Source organism: Gordonia sp. 852002-51296_SCH5728562-b (assembly GCF_001665475.1).
GTDB lineage: Bacteria > Actinomycetota > Actinomycetes > Mycobacteriales > Mycobacteriaceae > Gordonia > Gordonia sputi.
In genome coordinates, this window is record NZ_LZMI01000041.1 from 32362 (window position 1) to 51525 (window position 19164).

Sequence of the window (19164 nt, forward strand, 5' to 3'; positions counted from 1 at the left end):
TCTCGACGGTGACACCGATGAACGCGGTGGAATCGATGCACACAGTGAAATCGTCGCACTCGGGAGAATCGATGCTCCCCGAGCTCGGCTACTACGCACTCTCACGGCATCCGGTATGCCCCGCCGATCTCGTCGACGAGGCGAAGTTGGCCGAGCGCATCGGTCTCGGCACAGCATTCGTGTCCGAACGGTTCAACATCAAAGACGCAGCCGTGCTCAGCGGAGCACTCGGTGCTGCGACGAGCCGCATGGGAATCGCGACTGCCGCAACCAATCACAACACCAGGCATCCCATCGTCACCGCCACGATGACGGCAACCCTCGCGGAGCTGACGAACGACCGGTTCGCGCTCGGCTTGGGCAGGGGTATCTCCGCACAGTGGCAGATCCTCGGGATCGACGATGTGACCAGTGCACAGTTGGCCGACATCAGCGACGTGCTGCGTCGACTGTGGCGCGGTGAGATGATCGGCGGCCACGACGGCCCCGCGGGCTCGTATCCACTGCTGAATCTCGGTGTGGCCGTTGCACCCGTGCCCATTCTGCTGGTGACCATGAGTGAAAGAACCCTGGAACTGGCGGGACGAATCGCGGACGGCGTCGTCCTCCACACCTTCCTCGACGACGCGGCGACGTCGAAGGAGGTTGCCACCGTGCGGGATTCAGCCCTCCGCGCGGGCCGTGATCCGGAAATGATTCGGATCTGGTCGGTGCTGGCAACCGTCGGCGACGAGCTCGCGGACCAGGATCGCCAACGCAGACTCTACGGCCGTCTCGCGACCTACCTGCAGGGCTACCCAGATGCACTCATGCGTGCGAACCGCTGGAGCACAGCCGATCTCGATCGTGTTCGCGCAACGTCTGCATTCTCCGAGGCCACCGGCCCCATCGACGCCACCGCAACGGCCGAACAACTCGACGAACTCGCACAGGCGATTCCGCAACACTGGGTCGCCGACAGCGCCGTCGGTTCGGCATCCGACTGCGCCACCGCGGTGGCGAGGCAATTCGATCTCGGCGTCGACTCTGTCATCCTGCACGGCGCGACTCCGACTGAGCTGGCGCCGGTGATCGACGCGTACCGCGCGAAGCGCTCCCCTGCCGTACGCGATCTGCCCGCGAATCCGGGGCTGATGACACCGCGAGGAGCCGAGCCCATGACACCGCGAGGAGCCAGCTTGTGACCACTCAACCACGCGCCGAAATACCCACGAAGATCAGCGATGTCACACCTGACTGGCTCACCGATCTCCTCCGCGCAAGCGGCTTCGACGAGGCACACGTCGTCGAAGTCGACGCAACGCCCGTCGGGACCGGCCAGATGGCGAGTTCTTATCGGCTTGCGCTGCGCCACGCAACCCCGTGCCGTCTTCCCGACACGATGGTGGCCAAGCTCGCAACCGGCCCTGCCGCCCAGCGCGAGTTCGGCTCAGGCGCTTTTCGAAACGAGGTCCGCTTCTACCGGGAACTCGCCGTGACCCTCCGGGTACCGACACCCGCGATGTTCGCTGCCGTCAGTTCCGATTCGGGGAGCGAGTTCGTGCTGCTCCTCGAAGACATCGCCGACGGCCGCCAAGGCGATCAGATCGCCGCGTGTAGTCCTGCACAGGTGCGTTCGGTCGCGGTTGCGGCCGCGGGACTGCACGGCCCACGGTGGGACGACACCACACTCCTCGACGATTTCCCTCTCCCGACGCCGAGCGATTGCGACGTGTTGGAGTCACTGCTCGACCCGATGGCCGAGGTGTTTCGTGCGCGTCTCGCATTGAGCGACGCGCAGTCGGCCGTCGTCGACTGGTTGATCCGCGGCGCAGGCCCGTGGATACGGACACCTGCCGAGCACTTCGCCCTCATCCACGGCGACCTTCGCGCCGACAACGTCGTGTTTCGTGACGACGGCTCGCTGTCCATACTCGACTGGCAGACGATCACCACCGGGAACCCCATGCGTGACATAGCGTTTCTGCTCGCGACGAGTCTCACCCCAGACGCCCGCAGGATGCATGAGAAAAGTATTGTCACCGACTACCACCACGCGGTGCGCGCATGGGGCGCTGCGCTGTCGACACCCGGCGCACCGTCGAGCGTCCTCGATTACACCTTCGACGACTGCTGGCGCGACTACATCGACAACCTCATCCAGGCTCCGCTGATCATCGTCTTCGGCGCCGCGGCTGCACAACCCACCAAGAGAGGTGACGCGATGTTCAGCGTGATGCTCGAGCGTACGGCTGCGGCAGTGGCCGATCTCGCCCCGGAGCGCCTGAGATGACCAGCCTGGTGATCGGGGCGAGCGGATTCCTCGGTTCAACGCTGACTCGTCGACTTGTCGACTCGGGCGAAGACGTACGAATCCTGGTGCGCCCCACCAGCGATACGCGCACGATCGACGACCTCGACGTCGACCGGCACGTCGGTGAGTTGAATCACGCGGACACACTCGCCGACGCGATGTCGGGCTGTACCGATGTCTACCACTGTGCCGTTGACACGCGGGCGTGGCTCCTTGACCCCGCACCGTTGTACGAGACCAACGTCGAGCTTCTACGCTCCGTACTGGAGGTTGCTGCACGTATTCCACTGCGGCGCTTTGTCTTCACCAGCACAATGGCGACGATCGGCATACCGAAGTCGGGTCTCGCAGACGAAGACACCGAGTTCAACTGGGACCGCCGGGCAACAGACTATGTGCGATCGCGGGTCGCAGCGGAACGACTCGCGCTCGGCTACGCACGCGAGCACGCTGTACCGCTCGTTGCGATGTGTGTCTCGAATACCTACGGCGCCGGAGATGCGGTACCCACTCCGCACGGGTCGTTCGTCGCGGGTGCCGCGCTCGGCAAACTGCCCTTCGGCGTGCGCGGAATGCGTTGCGAATCAGTCGGTATCGACGACGCCGCAGATGCGCTCGTCCTCGCCGCGGAGCGCGGACGCAATGGTGAACGCTACATCATCTCGGAACGGTCCATCGATCTCGGCGAAGTCATCCGCACCGCCGCCGCAACCGCTGGCCGTGCAGCACCCAGACCCGTGCTGGGCCGTGCCGCGCTCTATGCCGCCGGCGCGGTCGGTTCAGCGAAGTCGACACTTACCCATACACCGGGCAAGCTACGCATCGGTACGGTGCGTCTGATGCACTGCATTCCAGAGATGAGTCACGACAAAGCTGTTCGCGAACTCGGATGGCAGCCAAGGCCGGTCACCGAGGCGATAGCTGACGGCGCACGGTACTGGGTCGAGCGGGCAGAGCAGCGCCGACGCCGCGCCAACACACCCTCCCAGCGGTCGGGCTGAGCGCCGAGTGTCATCGACGCTCAGCACAGGTACGCGACGATCGCCTCGACGAGTCCGCGACGGAGACCGTCGGACTCATTCTTCTCGTCCTCGCGGTCGTGGTGTGTCTGCGTCGCCCACGCAGGACACACGACGATCCGCACACGCACGGTCCCACCGCGACCGAACCGCCGCTGGGCGGCTCCGCGAACTGATCTCATAGATGCCGATTTGGTATGGGGTTTGTGCCGCAATCACGTGCAAACCCCATACCGATCTTCTCGACAACTCACTCTGAGAGCAGCCCTGCCAACTCCGCCAAACTGTATGGCTCCGTGTCTTTATGGTCGCGGTAGGCCACGAACGTCGGTTGGTGCGGATCGTATCGACCGATGAAACCCCCCGACGCCGTGAAGATCTGGCCGGTGATCCTGGCGGCGGCATCGCTCGCAAGGAATGTGTAGAGCTGGGCAACGTATTCGGGCGGTGCGGGAGCGAGCGCCGCGTCGCGGGTGAAGTCGTCCAGTATCCCTCTCGCATGCAGGCTTTCGATGTGTCTGACGTAGTCCGGCCCCGACGACAGCCTCGACTTCGCGCCGGGCATCACGACATTGACGCGCACCCCGGAACTCTTCAGATCGCCCGACGCGGCGAGCGCGAGAGCGTTCACCCCGCCCTTCGCCGCGGGATAGCCACTCCCACCGAACGTTCCCAACGACGCGGCCGACCCTGTCAACACGATCGAGCCCGACCGCTGTCCGACGAAAACCCTCGCAGCGGACTGGGTGAGGAAGAAGGCGCTCATCAGATGTGCGTCGAGTTGCTCGCGGAATTCGGCGGGCGTGATTGTCAGGACCGTCGACCCAGGGGGTTCGGCTATTCCGGCACAGTTCACGGCGACGTCGAGTGCGCCGAACGTGTCGAGCGCAGTCATGACCATTTTCTCGGCGACGCCCTCGTCGCCCGCCGACCCGCAGACGCCCACCGCGTAGCCACCGCCGCCTGTGATCTCGGCGACCGTGTCGTCGACGGCCCTCGCGTCACGGCCATTGACCACGAGCGAGACCCCGTGTCCGGCGAGGGCATACGCGACGTTCAGACCGATCCCCCGCGTCGACCCCGCGATGATCGCGACGCGCCCGGACAGGTGCGCGTCGATCGGGACGTCGGCCGCCATCAGATCTCGACAGCGCAGTGCGCGACCATCAGACCGGACTGCCGATCGGCGTGATGGGTAGCGATCGCCCACGATCGACGAACTCCCATGCGGCACCGGAACTGAATCGTGCGATAGCGACCTCGCCGGACTCCGACCTCTCGACGTCGGTGAGCGCGAACGTGACCTCGAGGGCTTCGCCGGTGTCGGTGACCGTCTCGACGTTCCAGTGCGCGTCGACACCTGTGGCGATCGCCTGCAACGGTTCGACGTGCTCGGCGTCGAACAGTGTGAGCCAACCACCGTCGGATCGTGCATCGGAGCTGTGCGGAATAGCCAGCACGACGCCATCCTCGACGACTCCCGCCGTCACGCCGGTGTACTGCACGGGCCCGAGTACGGGGATCAGCGATATCACGGTGGCCAATCCCTGCGCGTCGGGGGCGAGCGCCAACGCGCTGCGCAGTCGATCTGCCGCAAGGCCCGCGATACCGATCAACTGTTTGCGATAGATCTCGTCAACCTGTTCGGGGCTGTCGGCATGGCGTCGCAGTGACACGAGGAAGCCGAGGGCGAGCAACTGATGCTGCAGCGCAACCTCTTCCGCGATCCGGACGAGTGCGGTGTGCGACCATTCGCGGAACTGGAGGTCGTCACACAGGTCTCCGCGATAGTCGACGCGCCCGTCCGTCGCGGTCGTGTCGATCGTGCTCAACTGGACCGATGCCGCGTGTCTGGTGAACATCTCCTCGGCGTCGGGCGGCAGTGGTAGCTCGTCGCGGTCGGGTTCGATCGTCACGGTCCATGCGCAGTGCGGGTGTTGGTCGGTTGGTCTGCGGGGCGGCCGGTGAATGGGTCTGATGCGCGCTCGCCGATTCGTCGCGATGGCGGTGGCGTCGAAGGTCGGGTCCTCGATGTCGTGGCACATCGCGGTCACGTAGTCGTCCCCGAGCGGCTCTACATCCATCAGTGCCCCACAGTGATTGAGCACGAAGGAGCCGTGGTACTCGTCATCGATCTCGTAGCGGAAGTCCATGAACTGCGGTGGTGCCCCGATATCGAGTTGCAGGCATTTGAACATGTCGGCCACACCGTCGCCGTCGACGCCGAGCGCGTCGCGCATCCGGTGGGTGTAGACGGGGCTCGCGGCCATCCACTCCTCGATGGCTATCTGCGCCATCGTCTCCCGGCCGAAAGCGCTGATGAGGTGGGCCATCCCGCTGCGATCGATCAACTGACCCGACAGCAGTAGTTCAGGCACGATCGTCGCGAGTTGACGACCGGTGAGATCCGAGTACGTCCGGGCTGTGGGCATCTCGTGAATCACCAGAACTCGACGGGCGCCTTGCCGAACGGATACCAGCCGGGCTGGTCGCCGGTGGCCTTTTCGATCCGCTTGAGCATCCCGTCGCTCATCGCATTGTCCTTCAGCAGTTCGATGAACAGTGCCGAAACGTTGCCGTAGTCGAAGAAGTCACGCTGCCAACGGAATTGGAAGTTGCCACCGTACTTGAACCAGCTTCCCTGAATACCTTCGAGAGCGTACGGGGTCCCGTCGTCACGCTTGCGCTCGTACACCTGCTTCCACAGGCCGATCATCGAACCGGTGCGGTCGTCGATCACCCATTCCTGATACGGATAGGTCCACCCCTCGAGACCCTCCATCTCCTGACCGAGCGCGATCTCGCGGATCTCATCGCGGCCGACGGCCATGAAGTCCTTGTCCGGACCGTAGTTCCAGCCGTATGTGGCGTCCTCGGTGTAGAAGTCGGCCAGCGGCTTCCAGTCACCGGCCCGCTCGGCGACGATGTTCGCCTCGAGCCACCGCTCCTTCATCTCCTCTAGTTCTGCACGATCGAATGCCATGCCGTCACCTCTCGTTCGCTGTTCTTCAGGCACTTCTGTGTTCTCGGGTCGGTGTGTGTTGTCAGGTTGCGCTGCGTTCTCAAGCTCTGCTGCGCTTCTCACGCCCTGCTGTCTTCGACGATCCGCAGGGCCTGGGTGGGGCAGTACTGCACGGCGGCCTCCACCTCGGCGCGTTTGCTCTCGTCGGGCTGCGGTTCGAGGATGTCGACATGATCGACCTGGGCCTCGAACACGTCCGGTGCCTCCATCTGACACATGCCGTGCCCCTGGCAGATGTCGAGATCGACCTCGATTCGCATATCGCCCTCCTACTTCCGCCGTCTGCGGTAGCGCACCCGGCACGGCTGTGCGAGTTGCACCACCATCTTCGAGTGGTCGTTGCGGTAGGAATCCGACGGCTGGGACATCTCGAACTCGTAGTTCTGAAACAGCACCGAGAAGATCGCCTTGAGTTGCATGATCGCGAATTGTGCCCCCACGCAACGGTGTCGACCGGCACCGAAGGGTATCCACGTCCAGCGGTTGGCGAGATCTTCTTGGCGCGGCTTCACATAACGGTCGGGGTCGAAGGCGTCGGGCTCGGGAAAATCGTCGGGCAACCGATTCGATACCGCGGGCGATACCGCAATCGTCTGCCCCGCACGAACTTCGAAATCGTCGACCTGAAAGTCCTGCTGCACCAGGCGCATCAGAATGATCAGCGGCGGGTGCAGGCGAAGCGACTCCTTGAGTGCGTTCTCGAGCTGCGGCATCTGCCTGGTGTGAGCGAAGGTGTACTCCGGACGCTCGCCCGCCGGTGTGTCGCCGTAGATCTCGTCGAGTTCGTCGTAGACGCGCTGCATGTAGTCGGGGTTGCGCAGCAGTTCGATCAGGGTCCAAGCGGCTGTGCCCTGTGTGGTGTGGTGACCCGCGAACATCATCGAAATGAACATCCCGGTGATGGTGTCGGCGTCGAAGCCCACCTGGATGAGCACGTCCATCAGGTCGCGATCATCCTTGTCCTCATCGGAACCGTCATCGCGGCGCGCAATGCGCTCGTTCATGATGCCCTGGATGAAGTCGACGAGCTCCGCCCGCGCGGAGTCGCGCTTGCGGAAGCTCTCGATGTCGGCGTGCATGTCGACGTAGGCGATCGGGTCGGTGCCCTTCTCGAGGTCGTGGAACAACTCGGAAACCCGCTTGTCGAGTTGTTCACGGAACTTGCGGCCGATCAGACACGCCGACGAGGTGTAGAGCGTCAGTTCACCGAAGAATTCGAGGAGGTCGATCTCGCCTTCGTCACCCCACCGGGCGATGATGCGTTCGACCTCGTTGGGAATCGTTACCGCGTGCTGCTTCATGTGCGGCCCCTTGAGCGCGGCGTTGTGGATCGCCTTCGATCGCTCCTCCGGACTCGCGTCGAAGACGACTCCCTCACCGAAAACCGGTGTCATGAAGGGATATGCCGCCGCTTGGTCAAGATCCTCCTCCGGTGCGCGGAAGAAGTCCTCGTTGGCCGCGGCACCCGACACCAGCACCACCTCCCGGTCGGCGAGCTGGAACTGCCCGACGTCTCCACACTCGTCGCGCACGCGCCAGAACAGTCCGATCGGGTCGGCTGCCAGTTCGTCGAGGTGTCCGTGCTCTCCGTCGCCACCGGACACTCGTTTCGGCGTCGTCAGTGTGCTCATTTCGTGCCTCCGGTCATCTCGTCTCCGGTCATGTCTGCTCCCCCACCGCTCTTGTCGCGTGGGATGGCGCCCTCGGCCTCGACCTCGACGACGCGCATGTGCGCACCGCGTGGCATGCCGACGATCGCCGAGATCGCCTGGGCAATATGTTCTGGTGCAAGGAAATTGCCGTGTCTGGCAAGTCCGTGGGTGATCCACGAGTTGAGCATCTTCTCCATCACCTCGGGTGCGAGGTTGAAACCCATGCCGGTGATGGTCTGGCCCGGACGGACGATGCTGGCGCGGACGCCCGTGCCCTCGAGTTCGAGTTGCGCTGTGGCAACCAAGCCGTCGACGCCCGTCTTCGCCGCGACATAGGCCGACGACCATGGTCGTGGACGCACCGCGACGTCGGACCCGATGAACACGAAATCGCCACGACCGCGGTCGATCATCCCGGGGACGATGTTGCGGTAGAGCCGATGTGCACCCACGAGGTGGATGTCGACCTGAGACGCGAAATCCGTTTCGCTCATCTCATAGGAGAGCCCGACGTCGAGGTCGCCGGCTCCGGCAACCGCGATCTCGATTGGCCCCAGCGCGGCTTGGGCTTTCGCGACGCAGTCACGCACCGACGCGTCGTCGGTGACATCGAGTGGGACGGCGACCGCCTCGCCTCCAGCACCAGCGATCTTGTCGGCGAGCTCCTGTAGCTTGTCGACACGTCGGGCGGCCAGTGCGACGGGATAGCCTGCGGCGGCGAGGTATTCGGCCGTCGCGGCTCCGATTCCCGAGGACGCTCCCGCAACCAGTACGGGCCGACGCTCCGGATGAGGTATGTATGCCATCAGCGCACCGTCACCTTCACCGGGAGTGACGCGAATCCGCGCACGTTCACCGAGTGCACCCGTTCTGCGTTGGCGATGTCGATGTCGACTGAGCGAATCGACCGAACCACCTCGGCGAGACCGATGTTCGCCTCGAGCCGCGCGAGATGCGCGCCGAGGCAGAAGTGTGCTCCCATACCGAAACTCATCAATGCCTGGCTGCAGTCGCGACCGATGCGATACGACGACGCGTCGTCGAATACATTCTCGTCGCGGTTCGCCGAGCCGACGAGGAGTAGTACCCGGTGACCTTCCGGAATGACCTGCTCACCGTAGGTGACGTCTCCGGCCACTCTGCGCAGCACCATCTGTGTCGAATTGTCGTAGCGCAGCGTCTCTTCGGTCCACTGCGGCACCGCTTCGGGATCGGCGAGCACCTTGGCGAGCTCATCGGGATTGCGCCAGCCCCAATACAGCGCGTTGGCAAGCAGTTTGGTGGTCGTCTCGTTGCCGGCGACCACCATGAGGACCATGAATCCGACGATCTCGTCCTCGGTCAGTGTGGTCTTCTCGCCCGTCTCGTCGTCGTCGATTTCCGCGGTGATGAGTGCGGATACGAGGTCGTCGCCGAGGTTGCTACGGCGTTCGTCGATGAGTGCGGAGTAGTACTTGTGCAGTTCGAGGTAGGCGTAGACGGCTGCCCCGGGGATGTCGAGAACACCCTCCTCGCGGTGCAGCAACAGGTCCGACTGCTTCCGCAGATACGCGCGGTCGGATTCGGGCACACCGAGCATTTCCGATACGACGTCCATCGGGAGCAGGCCGGCGAAGTCGGCGACGTAATCGAACTCGCCTTTATCGAGGCACGAACTCCAATGATGGTGTGTCAGTGCGGTGATCCGACCGGCGAGGTCGTTGACCCGACGCGGAGTGAAGCCCTTCGAGACGAGCTTGCGGATTCTCATGTGCTTGGGATCGTCCATGGCGAGAAACGACATCGACTTGTGTGCGTCGGGTCCGTACGACGACGGGTCCATCGACACGCCCCACGCATTCGACAGATTCACACTGTCGCGGAACGCGTTTCGCACATCGTCGTGACCGGCGAGCGCCCAGAAATCCAGATCCGAGTTGTAATACACCGGCGCCTGATCGCGCAGTCGCGCGTACGTCGGGTACGGATCCTCGTGGAAGTCGTAGGCATAGGGGTCGAAAGGAATCTGTTGCTGCATCCCCGCGACCATTGCGGTCTCGGTCATCGATGAACCTCCATTGACGGTATGTGCATGTCGAAGGCGTGCCTTCGGGGCGGGGTCGCGCACCTGGCGTTACCCACCTAGGGCTGCGCCGACAGGATCAGGCGTGCTGCGGCGACGAGCCGCTCGGACGTCTGTTCGTAGGTCAGATGTCCCATGCCGGCGTGGACGAGACCGCCCGCGTAGAGCATCTCGAGTGCGTCGACAACCAGACCGGGATGTTCGACGTCGACCTCGAGCGCCTGCGCGAGTCGCGTCCGGATGAAGCCACCGATACGCAACCTCAGGTGCTCGACGTCGGGGTCGGTACCGAGCAGTGCGACCGTGACGGCGCCGCCGAGTTGCCCCTCACCCGCGACCACAAGCGACACGTTGCGCAGGATCTCGGCAACCCGATCCTCGCGCGAGAGCGAGGCGTCGGCCTCTGGCACTCCCTCGGCCAGCCGACGCCAAAAGACCTCTGCCACAAGGTGACTCTTCGACGAGAAGTAGGTGTACGCCGTCGCGGGCGCGACCCCTGCACGCTTGGCGACCACCCTCACCGTCAGGCCGTCAAAACCGTCTGAATTGAGTACATCGACCGCGGCATCTGTCAGCCGCGCAACCGTCTCGGCTTGCTGTGCGGTCAGTCGGCGGCGCGTGGATTCCTGCGACACGGGGCTGGACATGTGACCGACGCTACACTAGGTTTGAACTCGAGTCCAGACACCTGTCCAGATAGTCTTCCAGTCAGCGTTGGAGCCCAGTTCATGTCACTTCGTCCAGCATCAGCGTCGGATCTACTGATCGACGGCAAGCTCATTCCCGGCAGCGGCGGCGTCTTCGACGTCGTGAATCCGGCAACCGAGGAGGTCATCGGCCAGGCGGCCGACGCAACCCTCGACGATATGGACTCGGCCATCGCCGCCGCCCGCCACGCCTTCGACACGACCAACTGGTCGCGCGACGCCACATTCCGCGCACACTGCCTGCGACAACTGCGCGACGCACTGCTCGCCCACACAGACGAACTGCGCGAGCTCACCGTCGCCGAGGTCGGTTGCCCAGTGTTCCTCACTCACGGACCGCAGCTGGAGGGGCCGATCCGCGACCTCGGATACTTCGCCGATCTGGCGGAGAGCTACGAGTGGACCCACGACCTCGGCGAGGCAAAGCCCATGGGAATCAGGAACACCCGCGAGATCCGAAAAGAGGCGGTCGGCGTCGTCGGAGCAATCACACCGTGGAACTTCCCGCATCAGATCAACTTCGCCAAGATCGGACCGGCGCTGGCAGCGGGCTGCACCGTCGTGCTGAAGCCGGCACCTGATACACCCTGGTGCGCTGCTCTGGTCGGCAAGGTGATCGCAGAAGAGACCGACTTTCCGCCGGGCGTCGTCAACATCGTGACGTCGAGTGATCACGCACTCGGGGCACAGTTGTCGACCGATCCGCGCGTCGACATCGTCTCGTTCACCGGCTCGACGGCCACCGGCAAGAAGGTGATGGCCTCGGCGGCCGAAACACTCAAGAAGGTCTTCCTCGAGCTGGGCGGCAAGTCGGCATTCATCGTGCTCGACGACGCCGACCTTGCGTCCGCGGTCTCAATGGCCGCGTTTGCCGTCGTGACGCATGCGGGTCAGGGCTGCGCGATCACCACCCGACTCGTCGTCCCAAGTGAGAAGCTCGCGGAGGCAACAGCATTGGCGCGCGACTCGCTTGCCGGGTTCGCAGCGGCCGACCCCACCGATCCCGGCACGATCTGCGGCCCGGTGATCTCGGCGACGCAGCGCGAGCGTGTGGAGTCGTACATCGAGCTCGCAAAGACCGAAGGCGGCACGATCGAGATCGGCGGCACCCGGCCCGCCGACAAGGAGAAGGGCTTCTTCGTGTCGCCGACCCTGATCTCCGGCCTCGACAACTCGTCACGCACGGCACAGGAGGAGATCTTCGGCCCGGTGCTCGTCATCCTCGGCCACGACGGCGACGACGACGCCATCCGCATCGCCAACGACTCCCCGTATGGCCTCTCGGGGGCCGTCTGGGGAACCGACCGCGGCCGCATCAACAGGGTCGTCGACGGCGTCCGCACCGGAACGATGTCGATCAACGGCGGCATCTGGTACTCGGCCGAAGTCCCGTTCGGCGGCTACAAACAGTCGGGCATCGGCCGCGAGATGGGCGTCGCGGGCTTCGAGGAGTACCTCGAGACCAAGGCCATCGCGGAGCCCGCGTGATCTCGACAAGCCCACCGCTGCTCGAGCGGGCGCGAGCACAGCGAGCACCCGCGTCGAGACCAGCGCCCCGCAGGCTTCGACACGCCACTCGTCCCTCGCGGCGGCTCAACCAGCGGGACAACCACCACCCGCGTCGAAACCAGCGCGACCAACCACCACATCCAAGGAGACAGCAGCGCAATGACTTCCGCACGATTCACTGATCGCACCTACATCGTCACCGGAGCCGCGGGGGGCATCGGTGAGGCGTACGCCCGCGGCCTCGCCGCCGAGGGCGCGAACGTCGTGATCGCCGACCTCAACGACGACGCAGGCGAGAAGGTCGCCGCCGACATCGGCGGACGGTACGTCCACACCGACGTTTCCGACCCCGACTCCGCGCAGGCCCTCGCCGCCGCAACCGTCGACGCCTACGGCTCCGTCGACGGCCTGGTCAACAACGCGGCAATCTACGGTGGCATGAAGCTCGACTTCCTCATCACCGTGCCGTGGGACTACTACAAGAAGTTCATGAGCGTCAACCTCGATGGCGCGCTCAATGTCACCCGCGCGGTGTACGGACACATGCGCGACGGCGGGGCCATCGTCAACCAATCCTCCACCGCCGCATGGCTCTACAGCGGCTTCTACGGCCTCGCCAAGGTCGGGATCAACGGTCTGACGCAGCAGTTGGCGACCGAACTCGGTGGCCAGAACATCCGCGTCAACGCGATCGCTCCCGGACCGATCGACACCGAGGCAACACGCGAGACGACGCCCAAGGAGATGGTCGCCGACATCGTCAACCGTCTGCCGCTCAAGCGTTTCGGCCAACCAGAAGATCTGGTCGGCATGTGCCTGTTTCTGCTCTCCGACGAGGCCAGTTGGGTCACCGGACAGATCTTCAACGTCGACGGCGGACAGGTCATCCGGTCATGACTCCCGACACGGTGTCCCGTCTCGGCTATGTCGGGCTCGGCAACATCGGAGGCCCGATGGCCGGCCGATTGGCGAAATGGCCTGGCGGACTGACAGTTTTCGATCTCGCTCCCGACGCAGTCGCCAAAGTCGTCGATCAGGGCGCACGCGCGGCGTCGTCGTTGTCGGAGCTCGCGGCGTCGTCGGACATCATCGGCATCTGTGTGCGCGACGACGCGCAGGTCCGCACGGTCGTGACGGGCCTACTCGAGAGCGCAGCACCCGGCACGATTTTCACGGTCCACTCAACGATCGGCCCCGAGACGGCCGTCGACCTCGCCTCCGTCTGCGCCGAACGTGAAGTGACGCTGCTCGACGCCCCCATCTCCGGTGGTGCACCCGGCGCTGAGCAGGGACGTCTCGCCGTGATGGTCGGCGGGCCGCGAGATGCCTACGTACGCCTGAAGGAACCCTTCGCGCTGACCTCTGACATGCTCGTCCACGCGGGAGACGACGTGGGTGCAGGCACCAAGATGAAGCTCGCTCGCAACCTGCTGCACTTCATCTCGTTCGCGGCGACCGCAGAGGCGTCGCGGTTGGCACAGGCGGCGGGCATCGACGTCGCCAAACTGGGCAAGGTGGTCCGCCACACCGACGCCATCACCGGCGGTGCGGGTGCAATCATGCTGCGCGACACCACGGCACCGATCGAACCCGAGGACTTCTGGTACGGCGTCTTCACTCACGTCCGCGAGCTCGGAGAGAAGGATCTCTCGCTCGCACTCACCCTCGGTGAGAGTCTCGACGTCGAATTGCCCCTGGGGACAGAAGCACTCGCCGGTCTCGCCACAGGCCTCGGCGTGCCACACAGCGAAGGAGAGAAATGACCGACGACGCAACCCCCGACCCGGATACCCAGACCAAGCAACGCAAACGCGGACTCGATCTGATGTCTCAGGTCTACGGGTGGGAAATGTCAGACGGCCCCGGCCTGCACTTCGCGCACACTGCCGATCAGCTCTTCGCCGAGGTCTGGTCACGACCGGCGCTGAGTATCCGCGATCGACGGCTCATCCTGCTCGGCGCGCTCGCCGCGAGCGGACAGGTCGACGTTGCCGAGATCCAGGCGGGCGCCGCGCTGAGCAACGAAGAACTGACGCCCGAGCAGCTCGAAGAGATCTCGCTGTTCCTCTGCTACTACGTCGGTTGGCCGCTGGGCACCAAGATGAACATGATGTTCGGCCAGGTGATCAGCAAGTATCGCAAGTCGCAGAGTAAGCAGGGCTAGCCTCGAGGAATGACTGCGACGATCGCTTTCCGCGAGTTGACCGGCGGGGCGGGACAGACCAGCGTGATGTCTGCGTCCCCCGGTCCCGACCTCGCCGGGCATGGATATTCCGAACTCGAGTTCGCCGCCAGCGGGATTGCCCGACGCTTCGTCGACAGACCGGACGGCGAACTCGACGGTGTCGATCCTGCACCGTTCACCACACGCATCCTCGTACGTCGACCCGACGCCGCGCAGTTCAACGGTCACGTCGTCGTCGAATGGTTCAACGTCAGCAGCGGCGCCGACTCCGCACCCGAATACACCTACGTCGCAAAGGAATTGGTGCGCTCAGGAACAGCGTATGTCGGCATCTCGGCGCAGTACACGGGCATCGCGGGTGGCCGAGATTCCGTCGACCTCGAGACGACGGGCGCGGGAACAGCCGGCGTGCAGGGTGATTCGCTGGAGGCGAAGGACCCGGAGCGCTATGCGGGGCTGCATCATCCGGGCGACGGGTACAGCTACGACATGTTCGGGTCGATCGCACAAGCTCTGCGCGACAACGACTCCGAATACCATCCCCTCGCAGGCCTCGACGTGCGCTGGGTCATCGCGGCAGGCGAATCGCAATCCGCAATGGCATTGACCACCTACGTGAATCGGATCGCGCAGAAACACGGCGCGATCGATGCTGCGCTGATCCACTCACGCCCACTCGGACAACTCCCCCTTGGCGAGCGGGGCAAGCCGATCGACATCTCCCCCGCCTACGCGGGCCCACCGCATCCGATCCGCTCCGACGCCACAACCCCGGCGTTCGTCGTACAGACGGAGACCGATGTACTCACCGATTTTCGCTATATCGAAGCGCGACAACCGGATACGGACGTCTTCCGCGCGTGGGAGGTCGCCGGGACGTCGCACGCGGATCTCGTACAGATCGGCGAGTACGAAGATCTCCTCGGATGCCCGCAGCCGGTCAACCGTGGCCAGCAGGTGTTTGTGCTGCGCGCAGCGCTGGCGCATCTGCGCGAGTGGATCGAGAACGGAACGCCGCCACCGACTTCCGCGCCGCTCGACGTCGACGTCACCGCCGCTTCGCCCCGCTATGCGCGCGACGACGTCGGCAACGTCCTCGGGGGCGTGCGTACACCGTGCGTCGATGCACCGACCGAGGTACTCAGCGGCGTCGTCACAGGCGACGTACCGCGCATCTGCGTGCTCTTCGGCTCCACCACACCGCTATCCGACGACGAACTCTCGACTCGCTATCCGACACACGCCGACTATCTGCGCACGTATGAGGCATCGACCGACGACGCGATCGCACGCGGAGTGATCAGCCCTGCCGACCGGGATGAAGTGCTGGCCGACGCCCGACCCGGACCCCTCACAGCCTGACACCCCGTCACCCTGACCCGGACCGTCCCTGTCTGTGTCGTTTCCGATCGAAGAGAGCCACCCGTGGACTTCACTCTAGAAGACATCTCCGACGACGAGATCGCCCGACGCCGAGCGGTTTTCGAGCCGCTGGTCGCGTCGGTGCGCGACCTCGTCGACGCCGTCATCCGTACCGAGGTCGACGACGAGGTGATCGTGGACGCCCAGCGCACGGTCTCGGACGTCGTCGACGCTCTGCGTGCGCAACAGATCGACGGCGCCTACGGCGTGCGCTACACCAGCAACCTGGTCGGCATGGCCTGGGGCAACGCAGTGATGGGGATGCGCAACGCGATCGCGCCGCCCGTACATTCGACGCCCGACGGAGGCGGCGTACGCGCCGAGTTCACCCTCGGTGCCGCCTACGAGGGGCCACCGGGGCACGTTCATGGCGGAGTGTGCGCACTCGTCCTCGACCAGGTCCTCGGTGAAGCCGCTGCCGCCGACAACAAGGCGAGTTACACCGGCACGATCGAATTCCGTTACATGCGACCGACTCCGCTGGGACAGTTGGTCGCTCGCGCCGAGATCGTCGAACGAGCAGGCCGGAAGAAGACGGTGCGCGGCACGCTTTCGGACGCTCGCGGGATCACCGTCGAAGCCGAGGGACTCTTCATCGTTCCGAAGGACGTGCCCGAGCTGTAGTTCGCGACGGCGCTCGCGGCGTACGGTGATTTTGTGACCGACCCAGAAACCGGAACAGCAGACACGGCCGCCCACAACCACGACACGCCGCCGGCACCGTTCACGGCTGCGGAAGCCGCGCAGGTGCGAAACTTCTGGCGTGACCTGGGACTCCCCGGGATCATCGATGTACACACCCACTTCATGCCACGTCGGGTGATGGACAAGGTGTGGGCGTATTTCGATTCGGTCGGGCCGATGATCGGGCGGGAATGGCCCATCACTTATCGCGCCGACGAGGACGTGCGCGTTTCGGCGTTGCAGGCGTTCGGAGTTCGTGTCTACACGTCGATGATCTACCCGCACAAGGCCGACATGGCCGAATGGCTCAACGGCTGGGGCGCCGATTTCGCCGCGCACCACCCCGACTGTCTGCACACGTCGACGTTTTATCCGGAGCCGGACGCGGCGTCGTATGTCTCGAAGGCGATCGAGCGCGGGACGCGAGTGTTCAAGTCGCACATCCAGGTCGGCGACTACTCCCCGCTCGACCCGAGCCTCACGAGCGTCTGGGCGCAGATCGCGGACTCCCGCGTGCCGGTGGTGATCCATTGCGGTTCGGGGCCGACGCCCGGTCGTTTCACCGGACCCGAACCGATCGCTGCGCTGCTGCGGCAGTTCCCGTCGCTTCCGCTGATCGTCGCGCACATGGGCACGCCGGAGTACGAGGCATTCCTCGACCTTGCCGACACCTACGAGAACGTCCGGCTCGACACGACGATGTCGTTCACCGATTTTTCCGAGGAGGGTGCGCCGTTTCCGGTCGGGCTCCGGCCACGCCTACTCGACCTCGGCGACAAGATCCTGTTCGGCAGCGACTATCCGAATATCCCGTATCGCTACACCGAGGCGCTCGACGCGCTGGTACGACTCGACCTCGGCGACGACTGGTTGCGTGGGGTGTTCTACGACAACGCGGCGTCACTCTTCGGCGTCGGCGCGTGAGGTGACCGGCACGCTCAGCGCGACTGCGACGCCGCGATGCGCGCTTGCACCTCGGGTCGCCGTAGCGGTGGCACAGTTTTGGGTGGTTGTCGACGCTCTGGGAGCGAGTCGAGCAGGATTTCGGTCGCCGCTGTCACCGCCGCCACCGCGGCCTCGAACGCCTCGGTGTTGGCCGCCGACGGGTTTCGGATTCCGCTGACCTTGCGGACGTACTGCCGCGCGGCGGCCTCGACCTCGTCGTCGGTCGCGGGCGGCTCGAGCCCGCGCAGCTCGGTGATGTTGCGGCACATGGTGGCTCCTCTTCGGTTGGTGGTCTCGACAAGCTCGACCAGCGGGTTCGGCTCGACCAGGCCTTCCCGCTGGTTGGTGGTCTCGACAAGCTCGACCAGCGGTGGGCAAGACTCGACCAGCCTCCCGCTGGTTGGTGGTCTCGACAAGCTCGACCAGCGGTGGGCAAGACCGACCAGGCCTTCCCGCTGGTTGAGCGGGCGCGAGCGCAGCGAGCACCCGAGTCGAAACCACTCCCGCGGGCAAAGCTCGGCCAGCGGTGGTCTCGACAAGCTCGACCAGCGGGTTCAACTCGACCAGCGGTGGGCAAGACTCGACCTGGCCTTCCCGCTGGTTGAGCGGGCGCGAGCGCAGCGAGCACCCGAGTCGAAACCACTCCCGCGGGCCAGGCTCGACCAGCGGGGCAACCTCAGTCCGCCACGTGCACGACCGCTTTGCCCAGGATCCGCCCCTCCGCGAGATCCGTCAACGCCTGTGGGAGGTCGGCGAGCGGGTAGCGGACGTTCACCGGCGGCCGGAGCCCCGCCTCGATCATCTCCGTCAGCTCGTCGTGCAGCAGCGCGGGCACGTCGGGATGGGTGCGCACGTACTCGCCCCAGGCGGCACCGACGACGGCGATGTTGCGGAACAGCACACGGTTGAGCTTGACGGACGGGATGCCGCCCGCGGCGAAGCCGATCACCACATACCGACCGTCGGGCGCCACCTGGCGCAGCGCCTCGTCGAAAACATCGCCGCCGACCGGATCGATCATGACGTCGACACCCTCGGGCGCGACCTCCTTGAGCCGGTCTCCCCAGCCGTCGGACAGTTGCACCACGTGGTCGGCGCCCAGATCGCGCAGCATCTGCTCGGCCCCGGTGCGATGCACGATCGCGACGACCGTCGCGCCCATCGCCTTGGCGACCAGAATCGACGCCACGCCAACGCCACCGGCGGCGCCGAGGACACCGACGATCTCACCCGGCGCAGTCTGTGCGCGCAGTTTCAGCGCGAACAGCGCGGTCTGGAAGTTGATACCCATGGCGGCGCCCTCGTCGAACGAGAGCTCGTCGGGCAGTCGCAGCAACTGCTCCGGTGCCGCGGTGACCTGTTCGGCGAACCCGCCGACGATCGACGCGACCAGCACGCGGTCGCCCGCGCTGAATTCGGAGTCGGCGGGCGCCTCGCGCACCACGCCTGCGACCTCGGTCCCCGGGGTATACGGCACGGGAGTCCTCAACTGATATTTGCCCTGGCTCATCAGGAGGTCGGGGAAACACACGCCACACGACTTGATGTCGACGAGTACCTGGCCCGCGCCGGGTGTCGGATCGTCGACCTCGGTCAACTGCAAACCGTCTGGTCCGGACTCTGCGGTGAGCACCTGTGCTTTCATGCAGCCAACCCTACGCGGA

General features: G+C 65.0%; 21 protein-coding genes. 10 read left to right on the plus strand and 11 right to left on the minus strand.

Going from position 1 to position 19164, the window contains the following annotated elements; all coding sequences use genetic code 11:
* The first annotated feature begins 35 nt into the window (after positions 1–35).
* Genes A5766_RS07595 through A5766_RS07605 form a run of 3 tightly spaced genes read left to right on the plus strand, consistent with a single transcriptional unit; the run spans position 36 to position 3294 of the window.
* The gene (locus A5766_RS07595) at positions 36–1184 is read left to right on the plus strand and encodes a TIGR03857 family LLM class F420-dependent oxidoreductase (RefSeq protein WP_231894580.1); all 1149 of its coding nucleotides are present in this window, start codon (positions 36–38) and stop codon (positions 1182–1184) included.
* Positions 1181–2272 carry a phosphotransferase family protein gene (locus tag A5766_RS07600; protein WP_064904140.1) on the plus strand — a complete coding sequence of 364 codons (1092 nt, stop codon included), beginning with the start codon at positions 1181–1183 and terminating at the stop codon, positions 2270–2272. Before A5766_RS07595 ends, A5766_RS07600 begins: the two co-directional genes overlap by 4 nt.
* Positions 2269–3294 (plus strand): NAD-dependent epimerase/dehydratase family protein, encoded by a 1026-nt coding sequence (locus tag A5766_RS07605; RefSeq protein WP_064904142.1) that lies wholly within the window; start codon positions 2269–2271, stop codon positions 3292–3294. Before A5766_RS07600 ends, A5766_RS07605 begins: the two co-directional genes overlap by 4 nt.
* A gap of 20 nt (positions 3295–3314) precedes the next feature.
* On the opposite strand, the gene A5766_RS24955 is transcribed toward A5766_RS07605, so the two are convergent.
* The 9 genes from A5766_RS24955 to A5766_RS07645 all read right to left on the minus strand — a co-directional run bounded on the left by A5766_RS24955 (position 3315) and on the right by A5766_RS07645 (position 10695).
* A complete protein-coding gene (locus A5766_RS24955; RefSeq protein WP_156527408.1) occupies positions 3315–3494 on the minus strand; it encodes a hypothetical protein in 180 nt (59 codons plus the stop codon).
* 68 nt (positions 3495–3562) lie between these two features.
* Positions 3563–4450 carry an SDR family NAD(P)-dependent oxidoreductase gene (locus tag A5766_RS07610; RefSeq protein WP_005206586.1) on the minus strand — a complete coding sequence of 296 codons (888 nt, stop codon included), beginning with the start codon at positions 4448–4450 and terminating at the stop codon, positions 3563–3565.
* Positions 4451–4478: 28 nt separating this feature from the next.
* On the minus strand, positions 4479–5744 hold the full coding sequence (locus A5766_RS07615) for a hypothetical protein (protein ID WP_064904185.1): 1266 nt from the start codon (positions 5742–5744) through the stop codon (positions 4479–4481).
* An 8-nt stretch (positions 5745–5752) separates the two neighbouring features.
* Complete coding sequence (locus tag A5766_RS07620; protein WP_064904144.1) at positions 5753–6295, minus strand: hypothetical protein; 543 nt, start codon at positions 6293–6295, stop codon at positions 5753–5755.
* A gap of 98 nt (positions 6296–6393) precedes the next feature.
* A complete protein-coding gene (locus tag A5766_RS07625) occupies positions 6394–6594 on the minus strand; it encodes a ferredoxin (protein ID WP_064864838.1) in 201 nt (66 codons plus the stop codon).
* 9 nt (positions 6595–6603) lie between these two features.
* Positions 6604–7965 (minus strand): cytochrome P450, encoded by a 1362-nt coding sequence (locus A5766_RS07630; RefSeq protein WP_064864841.1) that lies wholly within the window; start codon positions 7963–7965, stop codon positions 6604–6606.
* Positions 7962–8792: an SDR family oxidoreductase gene (locus tag A5766_RS07635; RefSeq protein WP_064904146.1), complete on the minus strand. Its 831-nt coding sequence runs from the start codon at positions 8790–8792 to the stop codon at positions 7962–7964. Before A5766_RS07635 ends, A5766_RS07630 begins: the two co-directional genes overlap by 4 nt.
* A complete protein-coding gene (locus A5766_RS07640; protein ID WP_064904148.1) occupies positions 8792–10030 on the minus strand; it encodes a cytochrome P450 in 1239 nt (412 codons plus the stop codon). The genes A5766_RS07635 and A5766_RS07640 overlap by 1 nt, the downstream gene beginning before the upstream one ends.
* A 77-nt stretch (positions 10031–10107) precedes the next feature.
* On the minus strand, positions 10108–10695 hold the full coding sequence (locus A5766_RS07645; RefSeq protein ID WP_005206579.1) for a TetR/AcrR family transcriptional regulator: 588 nt from the start codon (positions 10693–10695) through the stop codon (positions 10108–10110).
* A gap of 81 nt (positions 10696–10776) precedes the next feature.
* Between A5766_RS07645 and A5766_RS07650 the strand changes: the two genes are divergently transcribed.
* The 7 genes from A5766_RS07650 (at position 10777) to A5766_RS07680 (ending at position 17479) form a co-directional block, all read left to right on the plus strand.
* Positions 10777–12243 carry an aldehyde dehydrogenase gene (locus A5766_RS07650; protein WP_064904150.1) on the plus strand — a complete coding sequence of 489 codons (1467 nt, stop codon included), beginning with the start codon at positions 10777–10779 and terminating at the stop codon, positions 12241–12243.
* A 180-nt stretch (positions 12244–12423) separates the two neighbouring features.
* The gene (locus A5766_RS07655) at positions 12424–13161 is read left to right on the plus strand and encodes an SDR family oxidoreductase (protein WP_064904152.1); all 738 of its coding nucleotides are present in this window, start codon (positions 12424–12426) and stop codon (positions 13159–13161) included.
* A complete protein-coding gene (locus A5766_RS07660) occupies positions 13158–14027 on the plus strand; it encodes an NAD(P)-dependent oxidoreductase (protein WP_064904154.1) in 870 nt (289 codons plus the stop codon). Before A5766_RS07655 ends, A5766_RS07660 begins: the two co-directional genes overlap by 4 nt.
* Positions 14024–14428: a carboxymuconolactone decarboxylase family protein gene (locus A5766_RS07665; protein WP_064904156.1), complete on the plus strand. Its 405-nt coding sequence runs from the start codon at positions 14024–14026 to the stop codon at positions 14426–14428. Before A5766_RS07660 ends, A5766_RS07665 begins: the two co-directional genes overlap by 4 nt.
* A 9-nt stretch (positions 14429–14437) precedes the next feature.
* The gene (locus A5766_RS07670) at positions 14438–15811 is read left to right on the plus strand and encodes an alpha/beta hydrolase domain-containing protein (protein WP_064904158.1); all 1374 of its coding nucleotides are present in this window, start codon (positions 14438–14440) and stop codon (positions 15809–15811) included.
* 63 nt (positions 15812–15874) lie between these two features.
* Positions 15875–16495, plus strand: a complete 621-nt coding sequence (locus A5766_RS07675; protein ID WP_064904161.1) for a PaaI family thioesterase — start codon at positions 15875–15877, stop codon at positions 16493–16495.
* A 33-nt stretch (positions 16496–16528) separates the two neighbouring features.
* Positions 16529–17479: an amidohydrolase family protein gene (locus A5766_RS07680; protein ID WP_064904163.1), complete on the plus strand. Its 951-nt coding sequence runs from the start codon at positions 16529–16531 to the stop codon at positions 17477–17479.
* A gap of 14 nt (positions 17480–17493) precedes the next feature.
* Here A5766_RS07680 and A5766_RS07685 read toward each other — a convergent pair whose 3' ends face one another.
* Together A5766_RS07685 and A5766_RS07690 are read right to left on the minus strand one after the other, a co-directional pair.
* Positions 17494–17769: a DUF2277 domain-containing protein gene (locus A5766_RS07685; protein WP_064904187.1), complete on the minus strand. Its 276-nt coding sequence runs from the start codon at positions 17767–17769 to the stop codon at positions 17494–17496.
* A gap of 407 nt (positions 17770–18176) precedes the next feature.
* Complete coding sequence (locus A5766_RS07690) at positions 18177–19145, minus strand: NADPH:quinone oxidoreductase family protein (protein WP_039855869.1); 969 nt, start codon at positions 19143–19145, stop codon at positions 18177–18179.
* Between the last annotated feature and the right edge of the window lie 19 nt (positions 19146–19164).